Raw genomic sequence first — 18814 nt, 5'->3', positions numbered from 1 at the left:
GCGTTCAGTGCGTGGCGAGCGACAGCAGGGCGAGATCGGTGCCGCGTGCCCCGACCAGGCACAGGCCCACCGGCAGCCCGCGCACCCGCAGGCGGGGCAGGGCGACCGACGGCAACCCGGCGAGTGAGGCCAGGCATGTCAGACGCAGGGTGGCCGCCCGTACGGCCTCCACCTCCTGTGGTCCGGCGTCGGTCGGCGGGGCGCTGCCGCCGGTCGCCGGGAGCAGCAGGGCGGTGTCCGGCGGCAGGGCGGCGTCGAGGTGGGCGCGGGCCTCGGCCAGCGTCGTTTCCGCCGCCCCGAGCCGCTCCGCCGGCACGTCCCGCCCGGCGGCGAACCGGGCTTCGACCTCCGGGGCGAGGGCGCCGGGGTGCTTGTCGATCCAGGCGCCGTGCTGTCGCCACGCCTGGACCGCCTGCACCGTACGGAAGGCGTCCAGCCAGTCGTCCAGGTCGTCGGTGGCCACGGCGATCCGGTCGGCCGCGGGCAGCCCGGTACGGAGGGCCAGTGCCCGGCAGGCTGCCGTGAAGGAGGTCTGGACCTCAGGTTCGGCGAGGGCGGTGAGTCGGTCGTCCACGACCAGGTGGCGGACCGGTCGCGCGTCGGTCCGCTTCAGCAGCACTTCGGCCGCCGTACGCAGCAGGCCGGGGTCGCGGGCCAACAGCCCCGCCGTGTCGAACGAGGGTGCCAGCGCCAGCAGGCCACCGGTCGGCACGGTCCCGTGGGTGGGCCTCCAGCCGTACAGCCCGCAGTAGGAGGCGGGCACACGGATGGAGCCCGCGGTGTCGGTGGCCAGGCCCAGGTCGGCCCAGCCGTGGGCGACCGCGGAGGCGGGGCCGCCGCTGGATCCGCCGGGGATGCGGCCGGGGGCGGCCGGATTGGGTGCGGTGCCGTAGTGGACGTTGGCGCCGGAGAGGCTGAAGGCGAGCTCGTCGGTGTGGGCGATACCGGCGATGTCGGCTCCGGCGTCCAGCAGGAGACGTACCGCCTGAGCGTGTGTCTCTTCTACGGCCGCCTCGGCGAGCCAGGCCGGGTTGCCCGCCCCGGTCCGGTGGCCGGCGACGGCGAAGAGGTCCTTGACAGCGATCCGGACACCGGACAGGGGGCCGTCCGGCGCTCCCGCGACCAGCGGTTCGCCGGTCGTCCGCCATACCGCCCGGCTATCCGAGCCAGGGGCCTGGACCGTCCGCCCCGGTACGGCGCTGACGTGAGCGGCACGGATCCGCCAGCCGTCCGGGCCGCGCTGCCAGACCTGGGTCTGCAGGCCGCGTGAGCCGTCGGCGCGCAGGGTCTCGGCGGTGAGCACGGCCAGGTCCGGGGCGAGTCGTACCTCGTGGACCCGTTCCACGGTGCGCGGTGGGGCGCCGCCGGTGCGGGTGCGCCGGAAGTCGGCGATCTCGGCGGGTCCGGTCAGCACGATGTCGCCTTCGGCGCGCAGGGTGTCGGGAGAGTCGCCGAACCAGTGGTCGAGGGCCGTCAGGTCGTTGGCGGCCAGCGCCGCCTCGTACGACCAGAAGGCGTTCAGCAGGTCGTCCATCAGGCGGACGCTCGCAGTACGGCGAGATCCCGCTCGTCGAGTACGGCGGCCGGGCCGCGCTCGATCAGGTCGGCGAAGCCCTCGTCGGGGGCCATGACGGTGAGGGTGTAGAGGCGTTCGGTGGCGGAGGTGTTGGTGATGCGGTGCTTGGAGCCGACGGGCAGGACCAGGATGTCTCCCGGCGCGAGGTCGCGTTCGTGTTCGTCGCTGACGGCGCGGCCGCGGCCGGCCAGGACGACGAAGGTCTCGACGGACTCGGGGTGCCAGTTGACCGGCTGTGCGCCGCCGGGATCCCAGATCTCGAAGACGACGGTGGTGGGGGACCCGTCGCGGGGTCCGGTCAGGACCGCGAGTTTGACGGTGTCGCCCGCGGTGATGTGGTGCGCGGTGATCTCGCGCAGCGGCTTGTGCAGCGGCGGGACGGGCATGGTGGACGAACTCCTCATGAAGGTCAGGGGGCTGGGCTGAAGCGGGCGCACTCGCGCAGCGCGGCGGCCGCGTCCGCCACGGCGGTCTCGACGAACTTGCGGCCGAGTTCGGCGGTGGCCTCGGTCGGGTCACCGATCACGCCGGTGCCGGTGTGGAAGTCGTCGCTGGTCCAGCCGAAGGACACCCGCTTGCCGAAGCCGATGTGTTCGTAGGCGGTGAGGTGTTCGGGGACGCTGCGCCGCGCCTGGCTCATGTCGACCAGGTCCGGGTGGAGATGGAGCATGGCGGAGGTTTCCTTGAGTCCGCCGTGCACGCCGAGTCCGAGTTCGCCGGCCGGGGACGTGCCGCCCTGGTCGGCGGGGAGGGAGGCGTGCAGGAGGAAGGTGAACAGGCCGTACTTGACTCGCAGTTCGCGCAGGGCCACGCTCAGCAGGGCGCTGTTGCCGCCGTGTGCGTTGAGGAAGGCCAGGCGGCGCACGGGACCGGCGGCCAGGGAGCGGCCGATGTCGTCGAGCACCGCGAACAGGGTGCCTGCGCTGAGCCACAACGTGCCGGCGGACCAGGCGTGTTCGTCGGACTTGGCGTAGGCCAGACCGGGCAGGAGGGTGATCTCGCGGTCCGCGCCCGCAGCCCGCGCGGCCCCTTCGGCGACCGCTTCGGCCATGAAGTAGTCGGTGGCGACGGGCAGATGGGGGCCGTGCTGTTCGATCGCGCCGACCGGGAGGACGGCCACGGTGTCGGAGGGCAGACCGGTGACGGCCGGGCCGCTGAGGTCGGTGAAGCGGGTGAAGGTCATGGCTTGCCTCTCAGACCGTGGGAAGGTGGCCGGGATTGAGCAGGCCGAGCGGGTCGATGCCGCCGGCGGTGGCGCGGACGGTGTCCAGGCGCCGGTCGACGTACCAGTTGTGCACGTCGTGGACGCCGACGCCCTGGGCCTGGAGGGCCTCGATCCCGGCGTAGACGGTCTCCTCGTCCCGGTAGTCGGCCATCAGCATGCCGACAGTGCCGGTGCGCATGCCCTCCAGGTGGAGCAGGGTGCCGGGGAAGACGGCCTTGACGGCGGCGGGGTCGCCGAGGAGGACTTCACCGCGGATCTCCAGGTGGAAGCAGCCCTCCTTCGCCTTCATCAGGTGGTAGGTGGGGTGGTTGAAGGAGAGCGAGCTGACCAGCGCCGGGCCGTGTGGGGCGGGGCGGACTTCCAGGACGCGTCCGCCGTGGCCCTCGACGATGGCGCGGGCGTCGGCGACGGCCTCCTCCTCGACGATGGCGCGCAGGCTCAGCGCGGCCGGGTCCAGTGCCGTGTCCGGCGCGAACGTCTCGACGAGGCCGGGTTCGTCGAGCGACACTAGACGCGGGGCGGGTTCCAGGCGGACGAGGTCGGTGAGCGCCGCGGTGGCCGCCGCCCAGGTGTCGAAGGCGGTGAACAGGCCGGTCCACACCCGGGCCGGCTGGAGGGCGACCGTGGCGGTGGCGATGATGCCGGTGGTGCCGTAGGCGTGCAGGTACGGCAGGCAGTCGGCGCCCCGGGCGGTGAGAGGGGCGGCGTCCGCCGTGCACGGGACGACGGTCACCTCCCGCACGAAGCCGTCGGCGTTGGTGCCGTGCACCAGGGAGCCGGTGCCGCCGCTGCCGCCGGAGAGGAAGCCGCCGATGGTGGTGCCGAAGGTGGAGGGGAACATCCACAGCTCCTGGCCGAGCGTACGGGCGTGCGCTTCCAGGTCGGACATCTTCGCCCCGGCCTCGGCGGCGATCCAGCCGTCGCCCGCGTCGAGGATGCGGTCGCAGCCGGTGAGGTCCAGGACGGCGCCGCCGTGCAGCGGGATCGCCTGGCCGTAGTTGCCGGTGCCCTTGCCCCGGGGGGTGACGGGGACCTGGTGTCGGTGGGCTAGGGCGAGGACGGCCGACAGCTGGTCGTGGGCGGTGGGGCGCAGCACGGCCTCGGCGCGTCCGGCGGTGGGCAGTTTGGCCGTCAGGATCGGGGACATGTGGGCCCAGTCACGCGAGGCCTTGTCCAGCGTGGCGTCGTCCCGGACGACAGCGTCCGCGCCGAGCAGGGCGGACGCCTCGGCGCAGAACGCCTCGAGGCCGGGGGTGGCGGTGTTCCCCGTGGCCACCCCGGGTCGCGTTCTGTCGGCGACGAGTTCGGTGAGCCGGCGCAGTTCGGCGGCGGGGAGCATGGAAGCGGTGGGCTCGCTGGTCATGAGGTCTTCATCCCGACGGAGGTGTCGATGAACTCGTTGGTGGCCAGCCGGTCCGCGGTGAGGTCGGCGGGCACCTTGGCGCCGCTGTCGGTGATCAGCGGCCTGAAGGTGGTGAGCGTGTCCTTGACCCGGGCCATGTCGAATCCGCCCACGCTGCCGTCGGCTCCGTTGCCGAGGAGACCGAGCTTCACCATCTGCCCGGCGGCGTAGGTTCCGGTGTCCTTGGAGTAGACCCAGCTGGTGTTGTACTGCGTCACCAGGTCGTTGATGACGTCCAGGGCGTGGTCGGGCTTCGCGGCGAAGCCCGCGGTGGACTTCTGGATGATCGGCACCAGCTTCTTCAGACAGGGGGTGAGCTTCGTCAGCTCACCGCTGCGGACGGACAGCGGCTCCGGGTACACGGAGTAGCCGACGTCCGACAGCAGCTGGTACCTGACCGGCTTGCCCCAGGCCTTCACCTCGTGCTGGTAGATGTACGGCTCGGCGGTGGCGAACCCCTGCATGGCGATCTTCGGATCGGAGACGAATCGGGACGGCGACCCGTCGTAACTGCTGTCCACCTGGTTCTTCTTGATGAGTCCCTTGTCGACGAGCAGCTCCGCGTACGTGGCACCCTCGCTGGTGATGATCTTGGCGTCGCTCTTGCCGATGTCCCCGATCGTCTTCCAGTCCGGGTGGGTCTTCGGATCCCACATCAGCATCTGCGGGCTCTCCTTCATCAGCGACGCCACCGCGGTCACGGGCTGCTTGGCGGCGGCGATGGCGTCGTCCGTGGTGACCGTGCCCAGGGTGATGGACTTGTCGACGTACATCTGTGAGGGAACGCTCTGGAAGCCGATCGCCCCGCCCCCTGCCCGGACCTGGATCTTCACGCCGGTGTCGGCACCGTCGACGACGAGCGGTCCGGTGACCCGCTTCTTGTTCGTGTCCACGGTGTAGCCGGGGCCGACCAGGTTGTAGACCGGGCCGTGCTCGGCCTCGGGCTCCCAGTCGATCTGGACGACGACGGTCTTGGGACAGACCCCCGAGAGCCGCTCCGCGCTCGGTGCGGCCGTCAGTTTCTCGGCGGAGCCGGCGGTGGTCTCCGAACTGGCGCCGCAAGCGCTCAGGGATACGAGAACGAACAGGGAGGAAACGTACGCGGTACAGGTACGTCTGCTGAATGCGGGCATGGCGGACTCCAGAGTGGGTGAGCGGAGAAGGACGGGAGGGTGAGGGGCCAGGGCGGGAGGTGCGGTGCCGTCAGCGCCGTCAGCGGCCGTCGGAGGCCGAGGCGTGCCAGGACCCGACGCAGATCCGGCCGAGGAGGGTGAAGAGGGCGAACACGGTCACGCCGAAGAGGGAGGCGAGCAGGATCGCCGCGAAGAGGTCCTCGGACTGCAGGCGGGCGCGGTAGACATCGAGCAGTGTGCCGATGCCGGGGCTGCCCTGTTTGAAGAACATGTCGCCGACGATGGCGCCGATCACGGACAGGCCCGAGGAAGTACGCAGCCCGGTGAAGATCGCCGGGAGGGCGGCGGGCAGTTCGAGCTTGAGCAGGCGCGCCCAGCGGCTCGCCTTCTGCAGGGTGAACAGGTCGTGGTGGGCCTGGTCCACGGACTGGAGTCCGAAGAGGGTGTTGCTGATCATCGGGAAGAGGGCGATCAGCACGCACGCGATGACCCGGCTGGTGAAGCCGAAGCCGAACCACATACCGAGCAGCGGTACGAGGGCGAGGATCGGCACGGTCTGCAGGACGACGGCGTACGGGTAGATGAGCCCTTCCAGGAGTCGGCCCCTGCTCATCAGGACGGCCGTGCCGATGCCGGCGAACGTCGCGATGAGCAGACCTACCAGGGCGATCTGGGCTGTCAGTCCCAGTGCCTGGAGCATCGGCTGGAGGTGCGTCCAGTCCAGGAAGGAGGTGGTGAGTACCTGGTGGGGCGGCGGCACGAGGAAGCGTCGGTCGGGTGAGAGGGCGAGGTAGCTGACGGCGTACCAGACGCCGACGGCCAGGGCGAAGGAAGCGAGCGGGACCAGCCGGGCGAGCCGACGTCCGCGTCGGCGGGCGCGATCGGCGGGAGGCGCCTGGCGGGCGGTGGCGACCGGTACGGTGCCGGCGGCCGGGGCGGTGGAGGCGGGGACGGTCACGGGGCATCTCCTCGCAGCGCGGCGGACACCTCGCCGACGGTCCGCGCGAACTCGGGGGAGTAGCGCAGTTCGGCCGGGCGGGGGTGCGGGAAGGGGACGTCGAAGACGGTGGTGATCCGGCCCGGCCGCGGGGACATCACGACCACCCGGGTCGCCAGGAAGACCGCCTCGGAGACGGAGTGGGTGATGAACAGGCCGGCGAAGCCCTGTTCGGCGAAGAGGCGCTGGAGCTCCTCCTGCATCCGCAGCCGGGTCATCTCGTCCAGGGCGCCGAACGGCTCGTCGAAGAGGAACAGCGACGGGCTCATCATCAGGGCGCGGGCCAGCGAGACGCGCATGCGCATCCCGCCCGAGAGGTGGCTAGGCAGCTGTTTCTCGAAGCCGTCCAGACCGACGAGGCGCAGCGCCTGAAGCGCCGTCGCACGCCGTTCGGCACGGTCGGTCCCGGCGAGTTCGGCCGGTAGCTCGACGTTGGCCAGGACGCTGCGCCAGGGCAGCAGGGTGGCGTCCTGGAAGACGTAACCGACGGAACCCTCGTCCGTCCGGACGGTCCCGGCGGTCGGGCTGTCAAGACCGGAGGCCAGCCGCAGCAGGGTGGACTTGCCGCAGCCGGAGGGGCCGACCACCGCGACCAACTCGCCCGGTGCCACGGACAGTGTCACGTCCGCCAGGGCGGTCGTTCCGCTGGGAAAGTGCTTGTGGACGCCGTCGAAGGTCAGCGCCGTATTCTGTGCGACCGGCACGTCGTTGCTCCTCACCAGGTGGCGGCAGTGAATGTTGATAGCATGAACATTGATTGTTTCCGCCCCATATCGGCGCGGTGTACGTCTCGATGGGTCAGAACAGTTCGCGAAGGACGGTGGTACGGCTGACCACGCGCCCGGCTCTGATGACCAGGCGGTCGGGGCTCGCCGTCCCCAGTACTTCCGACAGCGACGTGCCGCGCACGGCGAGCAGATCGGCGACGGCACCCTCGTACGGCCCGGCCGCCGGCAGTCCGAGCACCGATCTGGCTCCGGCGGTCACGGCGTGCACGGCCTCGGACGGGGTCAGATGGCCGGCCGCCACGAGAAGCGCGGCGGTTTCGAGCGGATCGCCCCGGCCCACGGGGTTGAACGGGTCGCGGACGTTGTCACCGCCGGCCGCCAGGCGGACGCCCGCGTCGAGCAGGGCGCGCACTGCCGTCAGCCCGCGCGGTGTCGACGACGGATGCTCGCGGCCCTGGAGATAGAGGTTGGTGAGGGGCAGGGTCACCACTCCGATGCCCGCCTGGGCAGCCTCCTTGGCCACCCGGGCGGCCTCCTCCGGTTCCATGGCACCCAGGCTCACGCAGTGCCCGGCGGTCACCGGCCCGGTGAAGCCGTGGCGGCGGACCGCGGCCGCGAGCAGCCGCAGATCCTGGGAGGCCGGGTCAAGGTTTTCGTCGGTGTGCAGGTCGAGCCCGACGCCGCACTCGGCGGCCAGCGTCACCGCTCGCTCGACGGCGGCAGCCGGGTCGGGGGACAGGTGGGGGCAGCCGCCCAGCAGATCGGCTCCCATGGCAAGGGCCTCGCGCAGCAGCGGCTCGGGCGCGTCGACGTGCAGGACGGAGATCTGCACCGTCACCCGACCGCGCACCTCCTCGCGCAGCCGCAGCAGGGCGCGCAGTCCGCGCAGCGGGTCGTCGCCGGGCAGGATGTCGGCGTGGGTGCGGACGGCGGTGGCGCCGTTCGCCACCAGTTGCTCCAGCGCCCGGCGGGCGCGGGCGCCGACGTCGCGTTCGTCGACCTTCTCGGCGTACGCCCGCCAGGCGGCCACGGCCGACGGAAGGTCGCAGGGCGGGGCTCCGACGAGGTCCCAGGTCAGGGCCTTGTCGAGGTGGGCGTGGGGTTCGGCGGGGGCGGGCAGCAGAAGGTGTCCGGACAGGTCGAGTTCGGCCGGCCCGGCGGGGAGTGTGCCGGCCGGGGCGACGCGGCGTACCAGGCCGCCTTCCAGCAGCAGGTCGCGGACGGGACCGCCGGGGACCCGCGCGCCGCGCAGCAGCAGGGGCGAGATCATGGGCGCACTGCGGGCGGGTCGTCGAAAGCGGTGAGGACCGCGAAGCCGTCGAAGTCGTGGCGCCATACGGCGGTGCCGAACATGTCGGCCGACCGCGAAGGGCGGGTGTCTTTGTCACGCACCCGCTCGAAGGCGTCCGCGACCCGGTAGACGAAGTCCACGGTCTCCCGGTGGCGCAGGTTGTGCCCGAGCAGCGCGGTGGTGACCGGCAGTCCGGTCAGCCGCCGGGTGGAGCCGGCGAACGAGGGCACGTCGGCGCCCGGGACATGGGCGAAGAAGGTGCCGCTGATCAGGGTGTCCCCGGCGAGCAGCAGCCCGGTCTCCGCTTCCCACAGGCAGATGCCGTCCGGTGAGTGTCCGGGGGTGTGCAGGACGTGCAGCCGGCGCCCGCCGAGGTCGATCACGTCGCCCTCGTGCAGCAGGCGGGTGGGGCGAACGGCCTCGATCCTCCAGTGTTCCAGCTCGGGCACCGGGCGGACCTCGATGCGGGAGTCGGTGAGGAAGAAGGCGGCCGAGTCCGCCGCGTGGAAGACCTCGTACCGCTCGCGCAGGCCGCGTGCGATGTGTGCGTACGACTCCAGCCACTCGCGCGGGGCCGGTGAGCCATGCAGTTCGGCGCCGGCGGCGTGGACCGCGAACTCCTTGGCCTCGCCGGACAGGGAGGCGTTGCCGCCCCGGTGGTCGTAGTGGTGGTGCGAGTTGACCACCAGCAGGGGTAGTCCCGTCAGCGCGCGGACCTCGCGGCCGATGTCGGCGATGCCCATGCCGGTGTCGTAGAGCAGGGCGAACGAGTCACCCAGGACCAGGTAGCTGTTGACGTGCCCGGGTTCGGCGATGAGGTGCACGCCCGGTCCGGTCTCCCGTACGGAGAACCAGCCGGGGCGGATCACGAGCCCCCGCCGAACTCCGCCGGGTGGCGGAGAGGGTGGTAGTCGCGCCCCAGGTAGACCAGCGAGCCGGCGACATGGCCCAGGCCCGGGAGCACCTTCTCGACCAGGCCGATGATCAGCCGGTGGTCGCCCGCCGGGACGTCCTGCTGCACCCGGCAGACCATCATGTGGGAGCTGTGTCCGCCGAGCAGTGGCAGGTCGTCGGCCTGCTCCCAGTCGAGATCCCCGAACCGGTCGGCCCCGGAGTCGGCGAACCGGCGCGAGACGTCTTCGCCGCCCGCATGCAGGACGTTCAGGGCGAACCTCCCCGTCTCCAGCAGGAACGGCAGCGTACGACTGTGCCGGCCCACTCCGATCGCCAGCAACCGCGGGTCCCTGCTCAGGCTCATCACGGCGGTACTGGTGAATCCGACCGGACGGCCGTCGGCGGTTGTCGAGGTGACGACGCACACACCGCCGGCCAGGGCGGACATGGCGTCGAGGAAGGCCGCGTCGGAATGGGGAGTGAGGGTTTGGTCTGGGCTGGCCGCAGGCATACGGGCTCCGGGGGCGTCGGGTGAGGAGAGGGATGACCGCGAACGAAGTAATGTTCGTATCATCAACATTCAGCATAGGGAGGTGCTTGTTTCACAGGGGTAAAACCTCCCCGCTCCCCACCTCGACCGCCCGCCGACCGAGCCGGCCGAGTCCATCGAGCCGGCCGAGCCCTTTAGGATCCACCCATGCCAGAGCTGACCACCTCGGACTCCTCCTCCTCACGCACCGGCGCGGACGCGTCGGGCGGCACGGCTGCGGAAGCCGGCGGCCCGAGCGATGCCGCCCTGCAGACCGAACTCGGCGCCGTCATCCGGCGGGTGCGCAAGGAGCGCGGACTGACCCTGGTCCAGCTCGCCAGGCTCGCGGAGCTCTCACACCCCTTCCTGAGCCAGCTCGAACGGGGCCTGACCCGGCCCAGCATGTCCTCGCTGCACCGCATCGCCCGCGCCCTAGGTACCACTCAGCAGGCACTGTTCGTCCAGGCCGTGGCGCCGGCCGCCCCCGGCACCGCGATCCGAGTGACGCGTGCCGGGGACGAGGACGGGGTGGCGGTGTCGAAGGACGGTGGCGTCGCCCGCATGCTCGGTACCGCTCCGCTGCGTCTCCACCCGGTCGAATACCGCGGAATGCACCCGGACTTCCAGGACTACTACGAGCACCCCGGCGACGAGTTTCTCTACGTCGTGGACGGAGAGATAGAGATCGACATCCAGGCCCCGGGCGGTCGGCGGGTCGAGCGACTGGGCCCCGGCGACAGTCTCACCTACCCCGGCGGCACACCGCACCGTTGGCGTGCCCTCGGTGACCGCGACAGCGTCCGTATTCTCGCGGTCCAGAACGCACCAGGTGCTGACGGTCGCCAGCCCACCTGCCAGGACGCGGAAACACTCCCGCACGGTGAGTGACCAGCCGTGCTGCTGTTCAGTCCGAGCCGTCCTCGGGTGATCTCGCGGCCGGCGTGGAGTCCGTGGTGCGGAGGGGCGATCGAGGTCGCTGCGCACCAGGTCGACAGACTTGGCGGCGGTGGCAGTTCGAACGACTCCGACCTGCACGGATGTGCAGTTTCGCAGGGGGAGAGATCGCCGCACGCGGGTGCCGGACCCCCCTGCCGGTCCAGCCGTCGCTCGGGAAGCCGCCGACGGCCAGCCGGAGGGCGAGGGCTGCTCCCCTTCGCACGCATCGCCTCCGAGCGCGCCGGTTCGGTGGAGATCCCCGGCTCGGGGCAGACCTGCTTGACCATGACCGGCCTGCCCCCCGCCGTACCACGTCCATGATCCGCTGGTAGTCCTCGGGCAGGACCGTCTCGTCGGCGCCGACTTCGTGCGGCGGCACCAGCGGCACGACACGGCCCGCGACCTGCCCGGGGGCCGGCGCGCGCCTTCCCCTCCGCCTCGGCGTGCAACTGCTCAGCTGCCCGACGCGCGACCCGCCCGGTGACCGCGAGTTCCTCCAGCTCGTCGCGCACCTCCTGAAGCTGCCCGCCCAACTTCTCTGCCAGCAGATCGAGTTCGGCTCCACGGGCCGTGATCAGCGCGCGAAATTCCGGTGCGGTGTCGTGGGTCACCTGGCGTACCTCCCGTGCGGATCGTGGGGGGTTGCCATATCCGCGTGCAGGCATCCGAGGATCCGTGATCACCGCCGAGGCAGACGACCTTGAGGTCCGACACGGTGGATCTTCAATCCGCCTCCCGTATACGACGGGTGGCACTGAAACTGCCGCAGCCGAGGGGCTCTACGGCGGTGCCGTCGGGGAAGACGATGCGTGCGGTGGTGGCCGGTGGGACGTCGACTGTGACGGTGAGCCGGTCGCCGGCCGTCCGCCACTCCACGGCGATCGTGCCCTGGGGGGACTCGTGCGTGCCCCGCGCCCACGGCACGGACGGGTGCGGAAGAGGTGCGACCTCGAAGGACTCCCAGGCAATCGATCCCGGCGTCTGCCGTAGTCCCAGGACGTGGGTGTGCAGGAAGCGGATCACCGCGCCCTTGCTGTAGTGGTTCAGGGATTCGTGGGCGGTGCCGGTCTCGTCGATGCCCTCCCAGTCCTCCCAGATGGTGGTCGCGTCCCGGTCGAGCATGTACAGCCAGGAGGGTGCGGTGCGCTGGAGGAGCAACTCGTAGGCGATGCCGGCGTGTCCGGTGTCGGCGAGGACCTGCAGCAGATCTCCGGTCGCGAGGAACCCGGTGGTGAGGTGGGTGCCGGCCGCGCGGATCAGCTCGACCAGACGCGCGGCGGCGGCTTCGCGCAGCGCGTCGGGAACCAGTCCGAGGTCCAGCGCGCGCACGTAGCCGGCCTGGATGTCGCCGGTGGTACGTCCGTCGGGAGAGAGGAACTCGGTGCGCCAGGCGTCGCGGATCCGCTCGGCGGTCGCGGCGTAGCGGTCCGCGTCCTCGGTGTGGTCCAGCACTCGCGCGATGCGGGCGAGTGTCGCCGTCGAGCGGTACAGGAACGCTGTGCCGATCTCGCCCTTGTCCGCCATGAACCAGGCGACGGGGTCGCTCTGGACGGGGTCGATACGGGTGCCGTCCGCCGCCCTCTCCTTCGGTTCGGTCCACTCGCCCCAGTGGAAGGAGCCGTCCCACAGGTATCGCTCGTGCGGCAGCGGCTCGGTCGAGCGCTCGATCCGGGACGGATGGCGGGCGGTGCGGGCGGTCGTGAGCGCCCACTCCACCCAACCCACCATCGCCTCCCAGTTCTCGGCGAGAACCTCCCGGTCGCCGTATGACTCGTACAGCTCCCAGGGAACGGCGACGACGGCGTCTCCCCACCCGGCCGAGCCGGTCATCATGGCGAACTGGTCGTCGAGGTGGTGCTTGATACGGCGTCCGTCGGGCGAGAAGTTGGCGATCCGGCCGTCGGGCAGCTGGTCGTCGCGCACGGAGCGCAGCCACTTGCGGCTGAAACCCAGGACGTCGTACAGGCGCGTCGCGGTGGGGGCGAAGACCTGGTAGTCGCCGGTCCAGGCGAGCCGTTCCCGGGTCGGGCAGTCGGTTGGCACGTCGACGGCGTTGCCGCGGAAGCTCCAGTCGGCGATGTCGTGGAGGCGGCCGAGGTCTTCGTGGCCGCAGGCGAAGGTGCCGGTACGGCGCAGGTCGGAGTGGACGACCCGCATGACGAGGCTCGCCGGGTCGAGCGGGGCACCGTCGCGGCGGACGCGGGTGTAGCGGAAACCGTGCACGGTGTGGCGCGGCTCGAACGTCTCGCCGCGGCCCGCGGACACGACCTCGTCGCGCTGGACGAAGGGGATCGGCGCCTGCCCCGGCCGGGTCGCGTCCAGGTGAGCGGTCGTCAGGTCGCCGTCAGCGCCCACGTGTTCGCCGTAGTCGATGACGGTACGGGTGCCGGCCGGGCCGAGGTCGCCGAGGCTGATCCAGCCGGAGGCGTTCTGGCCGAAGTCCGCGATCCACAGCCCGTCCTTGAGCTGCCGGACCGACTGTGCGGGGCGTGACTCCACGATCCGAACCGGCGGTCCCTCCGACCAGGTGACCGGGGGTGCCTCGACCTGGTTCACGAGGACGGGGTGTTCGACGCCCGGTCCGGCCCGGAAGTCGGTGGTCTGTCCGTCCATGAGGTCGGCCCGGGTGATGGCCGACTCCGTGCTCGTCCACGTTCCGTCGGTGCGGACGACCTGCCGTGTGCCGTCCTCGTGCACGAGGTGCAGTTCGGCCCGCGCGCCGGGCACCGTGCCCCAGCCGGCCGGTTGGCGGAAGGCACCCACCTGGCCTCGGTACCAGCCGTCGGACAGCAGGATCTCGATCCGGTTGTCGCCCGTGACGACGGCGGCCGTGACGTCGTACGCCTGGGCGTGGAGCGTACGGTCGTAGGAGGTGGACCCGGGCGAGAGTTCGGCGCTGCCCGCCCGCTCGCCGTTGACGTACGCCTCGTACACGCCGAGTGCCGTCGCGTACAGCCGTGCCGAGCGCACCCCGGCCGGTACGGGGAACCGGGTCGACAGCATGTACGCGGGCCGTCTGCCGTATCCGCGATCCGCGGACTCGGCGGGACTGATCCAGTGCGCACGCCAGTCGGCGTCCAGAAGACCGCTCTCGAACGCGTGCCACTGCGACCAGGGCGAGTCGCCGTCGGTGGCGAGTGCCCGGACCCGCCAGGCCACCCGGCGGCCGCTGTCCAGGGCCGCCCACGGCCAGGGGAGAAACCGGTGCCCGCCCACGGCGGTGGTCACGGTGGCCCGTGCGTCGCCGTCGACGGTGCACCGCACCTCGTACGCCACCGGGCGCGCTGTGTCGGACGGTGGCCTCCACGACAGCCGGGGCGCGGGTCCCGACACGGGGAAGTCGTCTCCTCCGCTGTCGATGCCCAGGTCGAACGGAGCGTTGCGCATGATGTGCCTTCTCTGAACTCGGAGGACGCTTCTCGGGGGCGACGGCCAGGGAACGCCCTTATCGGACCGACCTGATCTTGAACTTGACGATGAGGCCACCGACCAGGGCCAGGACCGCGCCGAGCAGGTAGAGCTGGGTGTAGTTCTTCTCACCGCCGGCGCTGACACCCAGGGTGATGACAAGCGGGGCGATCAGCGGGGCGACGGCGCTGGGAATCTTCTGCGCGAAGCCGACGACGGCGAGGTACCGGCCCGCCTGGGCCCGGTCCGGCAGGACCGCGAACACGATCGCCTGGTCGACGGCACTGAACACGGCGATGGCGAACTGCATCAGCACCGCGCCGACGACCAGTTGGGGCAGTGAGCGGGCGAACGCCTCGGTGACGGCCCCGGCGACGAACACCGTGGAGCCGATCAGGGCGAACAGCTTGCGCCGGCCGAGCTTGTCGGAGAGGAAGCCGCCCCCGATGGCGCCGCCTGCCGCGGCCACCACGCCGATGGTCCCGATGACCGCCACGATCCCGGCGACCTCCTTGACGGGCAGGTCGAGCCGTTGCGCGTAGAAGAAGGTGCCGAAGGTGGTGTTGAAGTACAGGCCCATGAAGAAGACGAAGCGGCCGAGCCAGTTCCAGCCGAAGTCCGGGTACTTGCGTGGATTGAAGCCGTAGCTGGCGACCATGCCCTTCAGCGTCACACCGCTGCTGTGTACCAGTGCGCGGGAGTCGCCCTCGGGCTTGAGTACGGGGAAGAGCACCACCATGGCGGCACCCAGGACGCCCGGGACCAGGAACACCAGGAACGTGCTGGAGGCCACCGCGTAGGCGAGGCCGATGCCGAGCACCGGGGCGATCTGGGTCATGACGCTGGTCAGGGCGGAGATCCGGCCCCGCTGCTCCTCGGGCACCCGGTCCGCCTGGACGTTCTGGATCGCCTGCCCGGCGGTCGCCCAGCCGATCATGCCGACCACCCAGGCCAGGCCCAGCAGGAGGACCGACGGCGCGAGGGCGACCCCGACGAGCGCGGTGGTGCCGAGCAGAGCGCCGCCGATCATGAAGGGGGTGCGACGGCCGAGCCGGGAGCGCGTGCGGTCGCTCCACAGGCCGATCAGGGGGCTGAGGACCAGGTAGACGAACTGCGCGGACCCGGTGACGTAGCCGAGCCGTTCCTCGTGCCCGGGTGCGAGATCGTCGATCCGCACAGCGAGGGAGTAGGCGAGGGGGACCATCAGGGCCAGGGAGCCACCGAAGCTGGCGATCATCAGCCAGACGAGGTAGCCCCTGGCGACGCGCTGCAGCGGCGGTGCCTCGATCTCGGGTGGGGCGGGAGCCTGGTCGGCGTCCTGCGGTGAGGCCGTGGATGGGGGAAGCACCACCCTGACGTCCCGGTCGTCGTGAGGCATGGAGACTCCTTCGTCAACATGGTCGCAGGGCGCGGCGGCGGCCGCCGGGGGAGTACCGCCAGGGCGGGGTACTTCGGCCGCGGCGGTTTCGCACGGAGGGCCGCTCTGCGCCGGTGCGGGGAGATGGGGAGATGGGGTGGGCGGGCGCGCGGAACCGGGCTCGCCCGGGCTGGGTGCGCGAGTCGGACCACCGGCCGCATGGCAGTTGCCCTGGTGGAGCGGTGGTTCGATCAGGTCCGGCCGAGGAGCGACGGGAGCGGTGGAACGAAGCGGTCCTGGCTGCCGGGATGTGGGCGGTACGGTCGACGCCGTACCGCCGACGGGTCCCGTCACGGGGTAACGCTGGGCCCTGCCGCTCACGGTGGGCGGAGACGGTGCCCGCCACTACGGTCGTCGGGCCGCGTGTCCGCACCGGTGTGATGAAGGTACGGACGGGGTCGGCAGGACGGCAGAACGCACGCCCCGCGTCGCCGGGTCCGTGCCGTCAGTGACCGGTTCGGTGCAGTGTGCCGGCGCGGATCGTCCGTGCGCGGTGGGAAGCGCCGGTGCGGATCGTCCGGCCCGGCGGCTCCCGGGTCGTCGCGCCGAGGACGAGGCCGCGTCCCTCCGGCCTGTGAGGTGTCAGTCGGCCGTGTTCTGGACGGGCTTGCGGCCTTCCAGGCCCTGCCAGCGGAGGCGCAGCGCGAACGCGGCCGACTTCGGCTTCCGGTCGCGGGTGAACACACCCTTCTTGTTGCCGTCGACACGGTGGATGCCGGGCGAGGTCTGGAAGTCGGCGAAGTTCCACACGTGCTCGCCGACGAACTCGGGGATGCGGTCGAAGACGCGGTGGTACATGGCGAGGAAGTCGCTCTGGTACTCCTCGCTCCACGGGGCGTCCCAGACGGAGTGCAGGCCGGGCTGGGTGTCGGCACCGTACTCGGACATCATGACGGGCTTGCCGAAGCGCTGGACCCACCCGCGCAGGTCCTGCTCCAGGTATCCCTCGGCGGTCGCGAGGTCGCCGGTGAACAGGTACCAGCCGTAGTAGCGGTTGATGCTCAGGACGTCGAACAGGTCGCCGATCTGGTCGTTCTGCGGTGTCGCGAACATGACCGCGGAGTAGGTGAGGGGACGGGTCGGGTCGAGTTTGCGGGCCAGTTCGACCAGCGGCTCGAAGTACTCGCGGGCGCCGTCCTCGTTGGAGGCGGGTTCGTTGGCGAGCGACCACATCACCACGCTCGGGTGGTTCTTGTCCCGTTCGATCAGCTCCCGCAGGTGCTGGGCGTGGACGTCCCGTGTGGTCCCGCCGAAGTTCTCCGGCGCGAAGGTCGGGGTCGGGGGAACGCCGGTCAGTCCGCCCTGGACACCCAGGTTGAGGCCGACGGCGGCGGTCTCGTCGATGACGACGATGCCCTGCCGGTCGGCGAAGTCCAGCACTTCTTCGGCGTAGGGGTAGTGGGAGGTGCGGAAGGAGTTGGCGCCCGTCCACTGCATGAGCTGGAAGTCGTGGACGAGATAGGCGTCGTCATGGCCCTTGCCGCGGACCGGGGTGTCCTCGTGCTTGCCGAAGCCGGTGAAGTAGAACGGCTCCCCGTTGATGAGGAAGTCGCTGCCGCGTACCTCGACGGTCCGGACACCGAAGGGCTGGCTGTAGCTGTCCACGGTCTCGCCGTTCACGGCCAGTTCTACGACGAGGTCGTAGAGGTAGGCCGCGCCCGGCTGCCAGAGGGTGACGTCCTCGATACGCAGGACACCCTCGTGGCCCGCTCCCTCCGCGACGGTCCGGCCGGCCTCGTCCACCGCGCGCACCCGCACGGCGACCGTCTCGGCGTGCACACCGGCGGTCTCCACGCGGTAGCCGACGGTGCCGGCCGAACCGTCCTGCCCGGTGACGACGGTGACATCCTCGACGAACGTCGTCGGCGTGCTGCAGAGGCGCACCGGGCGGGCGATGCCCGCGTAGTTGTAGAAGTCGTGCAGGTACGACTGCCGTTCGCGGCCGTCGGGGCCGGTCGTGACGGTGCCGGGCGGGATGGTCAGGTTTGTCAGCCGGTTGTCGACGCCGACGGTCAGCCGGAACTCGGCGCCCGGCTCGACGACGCCGGTCAGGTCTGCCTCGAACGGTGTGTAGCCGCCGGTGTGTTCGGCCACGAGCCGTTCGTCCACATAGACCTGCGCGGCATGAGTGACGGACCCGAAGCGCAGGATCACACGCTCACCCGTCCAGCCGCGCGGCACGCGCACGTCGCGCTGGTACCAGACGACTCCGACGTGGTCACGGATCTCCGGGTCCACGAAGAGGTCGTTGTAGCTGGCGGGCACCGGGACTTCGAGCGGCGGGGCGAGGCGCGAGGCCCAGGGGGCGGCGCCGGCCCGGGTGCCGAGAGCGAACCGCCACAGGCCGTCGAGACCGACGACATCGCGGGTGGGGGTGGTGCGGGGCGAGAGCATGGAGTTCCTACCGGGTGATCGGAGCGGTCGGGGTGGTCGGGGCGGCGCGCGTCAAGCCGTTTCTCCGGCGTCCGCGAGGAGCGTGCTGCCCGTCATGAAGGCCGAGAGGTCGCTCGCGCAGAACAGCACCACCCGGGCGACGTCGTCGGGCACGCCGAGCCGGCCGAGGGGGCCCGGCTGCATCACGGACATGATCGTTTCGGAGTCCACGCCGGCCGCGGCGGCTGCCGCCAGGTTTCCCTCGGTCGGTACGAACGTCGGTGCGACGCCCAGCACGCGGATGCCGAACGGGGCGAACTCCAGGGCGAGTTGGCTGGTCAGGCCGCGCGCCGCGTGCTTGGAGCCGACGTACGCGGCGAGCCCGGGGGCCGTGCCACGGAACCCGGCCGTGGAGACGACGTTGACGATGACGCCCCCGTGTCCGGCCTCGCTCATCCGGCGCGCCGCTTCCCTGGAGCCGAGGAAGACCCCGCGGGTGTTGACGGCGAACACCTCGTCGAAGGCCTTGCCGGACATCTCCAGGGCGGCAACGCTGGGGAAGATCCCGGCGTTGTTCACCCAGATGTCGATCCCACCGAGTTCCCGGACGGCGAGGTCGGCGGTGGCCACGACGCTGTCGGGGTCGGTGACGTCCAGGCGGGTGGCCAGGGCCCGGCCCTGCCCGCGGGTGCTGAGGTCTTCGGCGACGGCGGTGGCGAGTTCGTCGCGGATGTCCGCGACGAGCACGTGAGCTCCCGCTTCGGCCAGCCGCTCGGCGACGGCCCGGCCCAGCCCCTGGCTCGCGCCGGTCACGACGGCGCGCCGCCCGGTCAGCGAGACGAGTTCGGCCAGGGACTTCGACGAGACGTCGGGTACGGATACCTGCATGGCGTGTCCTCCGTGCG

The 18814-nt window shown here is 71.3% G+C and carries 15 protein-coding genes; 1 reads left to right on the top strand and 14 read right to left on the bottom strand.

Going from position 1 to position 18814, the window contains the following annotated elements:
• Positions 1-4: 4 nt before the first annotated feature.
• From ACFYRX_RS18470 to ACFYRX_RS18425, 10 genes are all read right to left on the bottom strand, one after another.
• Positions 5-1534, bottom strand: a complete 1530-nt coding sequence (locus ACFYRX_RS18470; protein WP_389100744.1) for an amidase — start codon at positions 1532-1534, stop codon at positions 5-7.
• Positions 1534-1962: a cupin domain-containing protein gene (locus ACFYRX_RS18465; protein ID WP_389100742.1), complete on the bottom strand. Its 429-nt coding sequence runs from the start codon at positions 1960-1962 to the stop codon at positions 1534-1536. The genes ACFYRX_RS18470 and ACFYRX_RS18465 overlap by 1 nt, the downstream gene beginning before the upstream one ends.
• A 23-nt stretch (positions 1963-1985) precedes the next feature.
• Positions 1986-2759, bottom strand: coding sequence for a creatininase family protein (locus ACFYRX_RS18460; protein WP_389100740.1), 774 nt, complete (start codon positions 2757-2759; stop codon positions 1986-1988).
• Between the two features lie 10 nt (positions 2760-2769).
• Positions 2770-4164, bottom strand: a complete 1395-nt coding sequence (locus ACFYRX_RS18455) for an FAD-binding oxidoreductase (protein WP_389100739.1) — start codon at positions 4162-4164, stop codon at positions 2770-2772.
• Positions 4161-5336, bottom strand: a complete 1176-nt coding sequence (locus ACFYRX_RS18450; protein WP_389100737.1) for a hypothetical protein — start codon at positions 5334-5336, stop codon at positions 4161-4163. The genes ACFYRX_RS18455 and ACFYRX_RS18450 overlap by 4 nt, the downstream gene beginning before the upstream one ends.
• A 79-nt stretch (positions 5337-5415) precedes the next feature.
• Positions 5416-6294, bottom strand: coding sequence for an ABC transporter permease (locus ACFYRX_RS18445; RefSeq protein ID WP_389100735.1), 879 nt, complete (start codon positions 6292-6294; stop codon positions 5416-5418).
• A complete protein-coding gene (locus ACFYRX_RS18440) occupies positions 6291-7037 on the bottom strand; it encodes an ABC transporter ATP-binding protein (protein ID WP_389100733.1) in 747 nt (248 codons plus the stop codon). Before ACFYRX_RS18440 ends, ACFYRX_RS18445 begins: the two co-directional genes overlap by 4 nt.
• A gap of 94 nt (positions 7038-7131) precedes the next feature.
• Positions 7132-8331 (bottom strand): amidohydrolase family protein, encoded by a 1200-nt coding sequence (locus ACFYRX_RS18435; RefSeq protein ID WP_389100731.1) that lies wholly within the window; start codon positions 8329-8331, stop codon positions 7132-7134.
• Positions 8328-9221, bottom strand: coding sequence for an MBL fold metallo-hydrolase (locus ACFYRX_RS18430; RefSeq protein ID WP_389100729.1), 894 nt, complete (start codon positions 9219-9221; stop codon positions 8328-8330). Before ACFYRX_RS18430 ends, ACFYRX_RS18435 begins: the two co-directional genes overlap by 4 nt.
• Positions 9218-9757, bottom strand: coding sequence for a flavin reductase family protein (locus ACFYRX_RS18425; RefSeq protein ID WP_389100727.1), 540 nt, complete (start codon positions 9755-9757; stop codon positions 9218-9220). Before ACFYRX_RS18425 ends, ACFYRX_RS18430 begins: the two co-directional genes overlap by 4 nt.
• A gap of 186 nt (positions 9758-9943) precedes the next feature.
• Here ACFYRX_RS18425 and ACFYRX_RS18420 point away from each other — a divergent pair, with 186 nt between their 5' ends.
• Positions 9944-10663 (top strand): helix-turn-helix domain-containing protein, encoded by a 720-nt coding sequence (locus ACFYRX_RS18420; protein WP_389100726.1) that lies wholly within the window; start codon positions 9944-9946, stop codon positions 10661-10663.
• 771 nt (positions 10664-11434) lie between these two features.
• Here ACFYRX_RS18420 and ACFYRX_RS18415 read toward each other — a convergent pair.
• From ACFYRX_RS18415 to ACFYRX_RS18400, 4 genes are all read right to left on the bottom strand, one after another.
• The gene (locus ACFYRX_RS18415) at positions 11435-14098 is read right to left on the bottom strand and encodes a family 78 glycoside hydrolase catalytic domain (protein WP_389100724.1); all 2664 of its coding nucleotides are present in this window, start codon (positions 14096-14098) and stop codon (positions 11435-11437) included.
• A 58-nt stretch (positions 14099-14156) separates the two neighbouring features.
• Positions 14157-15497: an MFS transporter gene (locus ACFYRX_RS18410; protein WP_389100722.1), complete on the bottom strand. Its 1341-nt coding sequence runs from the start codon at positions 15495-15497 to the stop codon at positions 14157-14159.
• Positions 15498-16118: 621 nt separating this feature from the next.
• Positions 16119-17930 (bottom strand): beta-glucuronidase, encoded by a 1812-nt coding sequence (gene uidA / locus ACFYRX_RS18405; protein ID WP_389100720.1) that lies wholly within the window; start codon positions 17928-17930, stop codon positions 16119-16121.
• A 51-nt stretch (positions 17931-17981) separates the two neighbouring features.
• Positions 17982-18797 (bottom strand): SDR family NAD(P)-dependent oxidoreductase, encoded by an 816-nt coding sequence (locus tag ACFYRX_RS18400; protein ID WP_389100718.1) that lies wholly within the window; start codon positions 18795-18797, stop codon positions 17982-17984.
• Positions 18798-18814 lie beyond the last annotated feature (17 nt).

This window comes from Streptomyces sp. NPDC005374 (genome assembly GCF_042872225.1).
Lineage (GTDB): Bacteria > Actinomycetota > Actinomycetes > Streptomycetales > Streptomycetaceae > Streptomyces.
The sequence above is the reverse complement of the archived record's forward strand: the minus strand, read 5'-3'. Positions and strand labels throughout refer to the sequence as shown.

Coding starts and splice junctions, on each gene's coding strand:
- ACFYRX_RS18470 (WP_389100744.1), bottom strand. CDS start 1,534: ATGGACGACCTGCTGAACGCCTTCTGGTCGTACGAGGCGGCGCTGGCC.
- ACFYRX_RS18465 (WP_389100742.1), bottom strand. CDS start 1,962: ATGCCCGTCCCGCCGCTGCACAAGCCGCTGCGCGAGATCACCGCGCAC.
- ACFYRX_RS18460 (WP_389100740.1), bottom strand. CDS start 2,759: ATGACCTTCACCCGCTTCACCGACCTCAGCGGCCCGGCCGTCACCGGT.
- ACFYRX_RS18455 (WP_389100739.1), bottom strand. CDS start 4,164: ATGACCAGCGAGCCCACCGCTTCCATGCTCCCCGCCGCCGAACTGCGC.
- ACFYRX_RS18450 (WP_389100737.1), bottom strand. CDS start 5,336: ATGCCCGCATTCAGCAGACGTACCTGTACCGCGTACGTTTCCTCCCTG.
- ACFYRX_RS18435 (WP_389100731.1), bottom strand. CDS start 8,331: ATGATCTCGCCCCTGCTGCTGCGCGGCGCGCGGGTCCCCGGCGGTCCC.
- ACFYRX_RS18425 (WP_389100727.1), bottom strand. CDS start 9,757: ATGCCTGCGGCCAGCCCAGACCAAACCCTCACTCCCCATTCCGACGCG.
- ACFYRX_RS18420 (WP_389100726.1), top strand. CDS start 9,944: ATGCCAGAGCTGACCACCTCGGACTCCTCCTCCTCACGCACCGGCGCG.
- ACFYRX_RS18415 (WP_389100724.1), bottom strand. CDS start 14,098: ATGCGCAACGCTCCGTTCGACCTGGGCATCGACAGCGGAGGAGACGAC.
- ACFYRX_RS18410 (WP_389100722.1), bottom strand. CDS start 15,497: ATGCCTCACGACGACCGGGACGTCAGGGTGGTGCTTCCCCCATCCACG.
- uidA (WP_389100720.1), bottom strand. CDS start 17,930: ATGCTCTCGCCCCGCACCACCCCCACCCGCGATGTCGTCGGTCTCGAC.
- ACFYRX_RS18400 (WP_389100718.1), bottom strand. CDS start 18,797: ATGCAGGTATCCGTACCCGACGTCTCGTCGAAGTCCCTGGCCGAACTC.